The organism is Mycobacterium sp., assembly GCF_019247615.1.
GTDB lineage: Bacteria > Actinomycetota > Actinomycetes > Mycobacteriales > Mycobacteriaceae > Mycobacterium.
Genome location: NZ_JAFBAT010000057.1, coordinates 1 through 6,921, shown reverse-complemented (window position 1 = coordinate 6,921; position 6,921 = coordinate 1). Strand labels below are relative to the sequence as shown.

Annotated in this window: 5 protein-coding genes and 1 tRNA gene; 3 read left to right on the top strand and 3 right to left on the bottom strand. The window is 65.6% G+C overall.

All coding sequences use genetic code 11. The annotated features are described in order from the left end of the window. Nucleotides 1-110 precede the first annotated feature (110 nt). A tRNA-Leu gene (locus JO059_RS03745) sits at nucleotides 111-184 on the bottom strand. A gap of 125 nt (nucleotides 185-309) precedes the next feature. Between JO059_RS03745 and JO059_RS03740 the strand changes: the two genes are divergently transcribed. Continuing rightward, complete coding sequence (locus JO059_RS03740; protein ID WP_293314772.1) at nucleotides 310-933, top strand: ANTAR domain-containing response regulator; 624 nt, start codon at nucleotides 310-312, stop codon at nucleotides 931-933. 80 nt (nucleotides 934-1,013) lie between these two features. Here the strand turns inward: JO059_RS03740 and JO059_RS03735 are convergent, their stop codons facing one another. Together JO059_RS03735 and JO059_RS03730 are read right to left on the bottom strand one after the other, a co-directional pair. Continuing rightward, nucleotides 1,014-2,231, bottom strand: a complete 1,218-nt coding sequence (locus JO059_RS03735) for a lipid-transfer protein (RefSeq protein ID WP_293314771.1) — start codon at nucleotides 2,229-2,231, stop codon at nucleotides 1,014-1,016. Beyond that, nucleotides 2,213-2,668, bottom strand: a complete 456-nt coding sequence (locus JO059_RS03730; protein WP_293314770.1) for a Zn-ribbon domain-containing OB-fold protein — start codon at nucleotides 2,666-2,668, stop codon at nucleotides 2,213-2,215. The genes JO059_RS03735 and JO059_RS03730 overlap by 19 nt, the downstream gene beginning before the upstream one ends. Before the next feature lie 134 nt (nucleotides 2,669-2,802). Here JO059_RS03730 and polA point away from each other — a divergent pair, with 134 nt between their 5' ends. Then, a complete protein-coding gene (polA, locus tag JO059_RS03725; RefSeq protein ID WP_293314773.1) occupies nucleotides 2,803-5,487 on the top strand; it encodes a DNA polymerase I in 2,685 nt (894 codons plus the stop codon). Nucleotides 5,488-5,688: 201 nt separating this feature from the next. Further along, nucleotides 5,689-6,921, top strand: a 1,233-nt coding sequence (gene rpsA, locus JO059_RS03720) for a 30S ribosomal protein S1 (protein ID WP_293314769.1), incomplete at its 3' end; no start/stop codon positions are given.

The following is a 6,921-nucleotide window of genomic DNA, read 5'->3' as shown; positions in this document are numbered from 1 at the left end:
ACCCCACCAGGGACTACCAACCCCGAGGCGTTCCCGGCGGACGCCCCACGAAAAAACCCGAACCCTAAACGAGGGTTCGGGCTATTCGTATGTCTTGATACATCACATTGTGCCCTCGGTGGGATTCGAACCCACACTGTCTGGGTTTTGAGTCCAGTTCCTCTGCCAGTTGGGATACGAGGGCTCTCAAGGAGAGCGGTCCGGCCTCCCACCTTAAGGCAGCCTCCCACCATAGAGGATCGGCGTGGTCTCACGTTGGCGCCGCCCCCGAGGTCGCTGGTCGCGGGCGTTCACGAGACAATGTCGGTCATGGCAGGCCCCACGACCGACACCGACGCCACCGCTGCTGCGCCCCGGCGCGTGCTGATCGCCGAAGACGAAGCGCTCATCCGGCTGGACCTGGCCGAGATGCTGCGAGAGGAGGGTTACGAGATCGTCGGCGAGGCCGGCGACGGGCAGGAAGCCGTCGAACTGGCCGAGCGACACAAGCCGGATCTGGTGATCATGGACGTGAAGATGCCGCGCCGCGACGGGATCGATGCGGCGTCGGAGATAGCGAGCAAACGCATCGCACCCATCGTGGTCCTGACCGCGTTCAGCCAGCGGGACCTGGTTGAACGTGCCCGCGACGCCGGGGCCATGGCTTATCTGGTCAAGCCTTTCACCATCAGCGACCTGATCCCGGCCATCGAATTGGCGCTCAGCCGGTTCAGCGAGATCACCGCGCTGGAACGCGAAGTGGCGACGCTGTCGGACCGACTCGAGACCCGCAAGCTCGTCGAACGTGCCAAGGGCTTACTGCAGACCAGACAGGGCATGACCGAACCCGAGGCCTTCAAGTGGATTCAGCGCGCCGCCATGGATCGGCGGACCACCATGAAGCGGGTGGCCGAAGTCGTGCTGGAAACGCTTGGCGACGAGGCCGCCGAGTAGGCGCGAGCGTGCGCGTCTGTACGGCGACACGCCGTTGCGGCCGTACAACTGTGCACGGTCGCGAAAAGGTGGTTCACGCTTTAGCGCGCGACGATCACCGACGACCCGTGGCCGAACAGTCCCTGGTTGGCGGTGACACCAACCTTCGCATTCTCGACCTGCCGGCCCGTGGCCTGACCGCGCAGTTGCCAGGTCAGCTCGCAGACCTGCGCGATGGCCTGGGCGGGAATCGCCTCGCCGAAGCACGCCAGCCCACCGGACGGGTTGACCGGAACCTTGCCGCCGATAGTGGTGGCTCCGCTGCGCAGCAGCGCCTCGGCCTCGCCCTTGGCGCACAGCCCCAGATGCTCGTACCAGTCGAGCTCCAGCGCCGTGGACAGGTCGTAGACCTCAGCCAGGCTCACGTCCTCGGGCCCGATGCCCGCCTCGGCGTAGGCGGCGTCCAGAATCTGGTCCTTGAACACCCGCTCGGGCGCGGGCACCGCCGCGGTGGAATCCGTTGCGATGTCTGGCAATTCGGGCAGGTGCTGGGGGTAGCGCGGGGTGACCGTGCTGACCGCGCGGACCGAGGGCACCCCGTCCAGCGAGCCGAGGTGCTTGCGGGCGAAGTCGGCGCTCGCCACCACCAATGCCGCGGCGCCGTCGGAGGTGGCACAGATGTCGAGCTGCCGCAACGGGTCGGCCACGACCGGGCTTGCGAGCACGTCGTCGACCGAGGACTCCTTGCGGTATCTGGCATATGGGTTCTGCAGGCCGTGCAGTGAGTTCTTGACCTTCACCTGGGCGAAGTCCTCGGGTGTGGCGCCGTACAGGTCCATCCGGCGCCGCGCGAGCAGCGCAAAATACACCGGATTCATCGCACCGATGAGATGGAACCGCTGCCAGTCGGGATCGTTCTTGCGTTCCCCGCCGACGGGAGCGAACGCGCCCTTCGGGGTGGTGTCGGCGCCGATCACCAGGGCGACGTCGCAGAAGCCGGCCAGGATCTGGGCGCGGGCGCTCTGCAGGGCCTGCGAACCGCTGGCGCACGCGGCGTAGCTGGAGCTGACCGGAACGCCATTCCAGCCAAGCTTCTGAGCGAACGTGGACCCGGCGATGAAGCCGGGGTAGCCGTTGCGGATGGTGTCGGCCCCGGCGACCAGCTGAATCTGCCGCCAGTCGAGGCCGGCCTCGGCCAGCGCGGCGCGGGCGGCGACCACCCCGTATTCGGTGAAGTCGCGACCCCACTTGCCCCACGGATGCATCCCGACGCCGAGGATGTAGAGCGGTTCGGGCGCGCTCACGACGCGATCCTCCATGCGTGCACGATGCGCTCCACGCCGTCGTCGTCGGTGAACAGCGGCATGGTGGTCAGCTCCATCTCCATGCCGACCTTCAAGTCGGCGGCCAGCGTGCCGTCGACCACCTTGCCCAGCACGATCAGCCCCTCGGCGGCCAGCTCCACGGCGGCGATTGCGAACGGCTCGAACGGGTCGGGGGCGGGGTAGGGCGCGGGCGGGGGGTACCGGTTTTCGGTGTAGCTCCACAGCGTTCCGCGATTGGACAGGGCGACGGCCTCTAGTGCGTCGCTGTCGCAGCCCGGATTGGGGCAGTTGTTCTCCCGGGGCGGAAAGACGTAGGTCCCGCAGTGGGGGCACTTGCTGCCGATCAGGTGCGGTACGCCGGCTCCTTCAACAGAAGAGTCGGTCGCGAACCATCCATCGATGGCGGGTTGTTGGCTGGTGACCTCTGGCACTCGGCCAGACTACCCAGCGCAAACGCAAAACTGAAACGTGTTGCAGTTCCGGCGGAGGCCCGAAGCCGTCAGACCGGGTGCCTAGAGTGAGAGCCGTGCCCGCCGCTACCCAGGAACACGCCAAGCCGACGCTGATGTTGCTGGACGGCAATTCCCTGGCATTCCGAGCCTTCTACGCGCTGCCCGCCGAGAACTTCAAGACCCGCGGCGGCCTGACCACCAACGCGGTGTACGGCTTCACCGCCATGCTGATCAACCTGCTGCGCGACGAGGCGCCCACCCACATCGCCGCGGCCTTCGACGTGTCGCGGCAGACCTTTCGCTCCGAGCGCTACCCGGAGTACAAGGCGAACCGCTCGTCGACCCCCGACGAGTTCCACGGGCAGATCGACATCACGAAGGAAGTGCTGGGGGCGCTGGGTATCACGGTGCTTTCCGAAGCGGGGTTCGAGGCCGACGACCTCATCGCGACGCTGGCCACCCAGGCCGAGAATGAGGGCTACCGCGTGCTGGTCGTCACCGGCGACCGCGACTCGCTGCAGTTGGTCAGCGACGACGTCACGGTGCTGTATCCGCGCAAGGGCGTCAGCGAATTGACCCGCTTCACCCCGGAGGCCGTTGTCGAGAAATACGGGCTGACGCCCCAGCAGTACCCCGACTTCGCCGCGCTGCGTGGCGATCCCAGTGACAACCTGCCCGGCATTCCGGGCGTGGGGGAGAAGACGGCCTCCAAGTGGATCGCGGAATACGGCTCGCTGCAGGGGCTGGTCGACAACGTCGACTCGGTCCGCGGCAAGGTGGGTGACGCGCTGCGGGCGAATCTGGCCAATGTGGTGCGCAACCGCGAGCTCACCGACCTCGTCCGCGACGTGCCGCTTGCGCAGACTCCCGACACACTGCGGCTGCAGCCGTGGAATCGCGACCAGATCCACCGGCTCTTCGACGACCTGGAGTTCCGCGTCCTGCGGGACCGCCTGTTCGAGACCCTGGTCGCTGTCGAGCCCGAAGTCGACGAGGGTTTTGACGTCCGTGGAGCCGCGCTGGAGCCCGGCACGGTCACGCAGTGGCTGGCCGAGCACGCCGGCGATGGGCGCCGGGCCGGGCTGGCGGTCGCGGGCACCCACCTGCCGTATGGCGGGGACGCCACCGCGCTGGCCATCGCCGCCGCCGACGGTGAGGGCGGCTACATCGATACCACCGCGTTGACGCCGGAGGACGATGCCGCGTTGGCGGCCTGGTTGGCCGATCCGACGAAACCGAAAGCGCTGCATGAGGCGAAGTTGGCGATCCACGATCTTGCCGGCCGCGGCTGGACGCTCAACGGGATCACCTCCGACACCGCGCTGGCGGCCTACCTGGTGCGCCCGGGGCAACGCAGCTTCACCCTCGACGACCTGTCGCTGCGTTACCTCCGTCGCGAGCTGCGCGCGGAAAGTCCTGAGCAGCAACAGCTTTCGCTGCTTGATGACTTGGACACCGCAGACGGGGTGGATGAGCAGGCGGTGCAGACGTTGATCCTGCGAGCCCGGGCGGTGTTCGACCTGGCCGACGCGTTGGACGCCGAGCTGGACCGCATCGATTCCATTGCGCTGCTCGCAGACATGGAGTTGCCGGTTCAGCAGGTGTTGGCGGACATGGAACGTGCCGGCATCGCAGTCGATTTGCGGCTGCTGAGCGAGCTGCAAAGCCAATTCCGCGACCAGATTCGTGACGCCGCCGAGGCGGCCTTTGCTGTGATCGGCAAGCAGATCAATTTGGGCTCACCGAAGCAGTTGCAGGTGGTGCTGTTCGACGAGCTCGGCATGCCGAAGACCAAGCGAACAAAGACCGGTTACACCACCGACGCCGATGCCCTGCAATCACTGTTCGACAAGACCGGACACCCGTTCTTGCAACACCTGCTGGTCCACCGCGACGTGACCCGGTTGAAGGTCACCGTCGACGGGCTGCTGAACTCCGTTGCCGCCGACGGTCGCATCCACACCACGTTCAACCAGACGATCGCGGCGACCGGCAGGTTGTCGTCCACGGAGCCCAACCTGCAGAACATCCCGATCCGCACCGACGCCGGCCGCCAGATCCGGGACGCGTTCGTGGTCGGCAAGGGTCCCAATGGAGCGATGGCCGAGCTGATGACGGCCGATTACAGCCAGATCGAGATGCGGATCATGGCGCACCTGTCCCGCGACGAAGGCCTCATCGAGGCCTTCAACACCGGGGAGGACCTGCATTCATTCGTCGCTTCGCGCGCATTCGGCGTGCCGATCGAGGAAGTGACCGGGGAGCTGCGTCGTCGCGTCAAGGCGATGTCCTACGGATTGGCGTACGGGTTGAGCGCATTCGGCCTGGCCGCTCAGCTGAAGATCTCCACCGAGGAGGCGAAAGTGCAGATGGACCAATATTTCGCCCGATTCGGGGGAGTACGCGACTATCTGATGGACATCGTCGAGCAGGCTCGCAAGGACGGTTACACCTCAACGGTATTGGGCCGCCGCCGTTATCTTCCCGAACTCGACAGCAGCAATCGTCAGGTGCGGGAGGCCGCCGAGCGCGCGGCACTCAACGCGCCGATCCAGGGCAGCGCGGCCGACATCATCAAGGTGGCCATGATCGAGGTCGACAGGGCGATCAAAGAGGCCGGACTGGCGTCCCGCATGCTGCTGCAGGTGCACGACGAACTCCTGTTCGAAATCGCGCCGGGAGAGCGGGAACAGGTGGAGGCGCTGGTGCGCGACAAGATGGGCGGTGCTTACCCGCTCGACGTGCCACTCGAGGTATCAGTGGGCTACGGACGCAGCTGGGATGCTGCTGCTCATTAACCGGTCCGCTGAGCGCAACGTGTGGGCGAAAATCCGCCGAAGAATTCGCCGTGGCGTTACATTCGCGGAGGAACATTCCACCAGGTCGGCGGCAAACGGGCCGGTCGGCTGGTTTGTCCAGGTTGTGCCCTGTCGAGTAGCCTCGACAGGTAAATCCCGAATTGTCCCTACGACCCAACCTGTCCGGAGCAACCCAACAACATGCCGAGTCCCGCCGTCACCTCGCCACAAGTAGCCGTCAACGACATAGGCTCGAGCGAGGACTTTCTCGCCGCCATCGACAAAACGATCAAATACTTCAACGATGGCGACATCGTCGAAGGCACCATAGTCAAAGTTGACCGGGACGAGGTGCTCCTCGACATCGGCTACAAGACCGAAGGGGTCATCCCGGCCCGCGAGCTCTCCATCAAGCACGACGTCGACCCCAGCGAGGTCGTTTCCGTCGGCGACGAGGTCGAGGCGCTGGTTCTCACCAAGGAGGACAAAGAGGGCCGGCTGATTCTGTCCAAGAAGCGCGCGCAGTATGAGCGTGCCTGGGGCACCATCGAGGCGCTCAAGGAGAAGGACGAGGCCGTCAAGGGCACGGTCATCGAGGTGGTCAAGGGTGGCCTGATCCTGGACATCGGGTTGCGCGGCTTTCTGCCCGCCTCGCTCGTCGAGATGCGGCGCGTTCGCGACCTGCAGCCGTACATCGGCAAGGAAATCGAAGCCAAGATCATCGAGCTGGACAAGAACCGCAACAACGTTGTTCTGTCGCGCCGTGCCTGGCTGGAGCAGACGCAGTCCGAGGTGCGCAGCGAGTTCCTCAACCAGCTGCAAAAGGGCGCCATCCGCAAGGGCGTGGTCTCGTCCATCGTCAACTTCGGCGCGTTCGTCGACCTGGGCGGTGTCGACGGCCTGGTGCATGTTTCCGAGCTGTCCTGGAAGCACATCGACCACCCGTCGGAGGTGGTGCAGGTCGGAGACGAGGTCACCGTCGAGGTGCTCGACGTCGACATGGACCGCGAGCGGGTTTCTTTGTCGCTCAAGGCAACTCAAGAAGATCCGTGGCGGCACTTCGCCCGCACGCACGCCATCGGCCAGATCGTGCCCGGCAAGGTCACCAAGCTGGTTCCCTTCGGCGCGTTCGTCCGCGTCGAGGAGGGCATCGAAGGCCTGGTGCACATCTCCGAGCTGGCTGAGCGCCACGTCGAGGTTCCCGACCAGGTGGTTGCCGTCGGTGACGACGCGATGGTCAAGGTGATCGACATCGACCTGGAGCGCCGCCGAATTTCGTTGTCGCTCAAGCAGGCCAACGAGGACTACACCGATGAGTTCGACCCGGCGAAGTACGGCATGGCCGACAGCTACGACGAGCAGGGCAACTACATCTTCCCCGAGGGCTTCGACTCCGAGACCAACGAATGGTTGGAAGGTTTCGACGCCCAGCGC

Excerpts from the sequence above, each read along its gene's own strand:
- polA (WP_293314773.1), top strand. The coding sequence starts at position 2,803 with ATGTTGCTGGACGGCAATTCCCTGGCATTCCGAGCCTTCTACGCGCTG.
- JO059_RS03740 (WP_293314772.1), top strand. The coding sequence starts at position 310 with ATGGCAGGCCCCACGACCGACACCGACGCCACCGCTGCTGCGCCCCGG.
- JO059_RS03735 (WP_293314771.1), bottom strand. The coding sequence starts at position 2,231 with ATGGAGGATCGCGTCGTGAGCGCGCCCGAACCGCTCTACATCCTCGGC.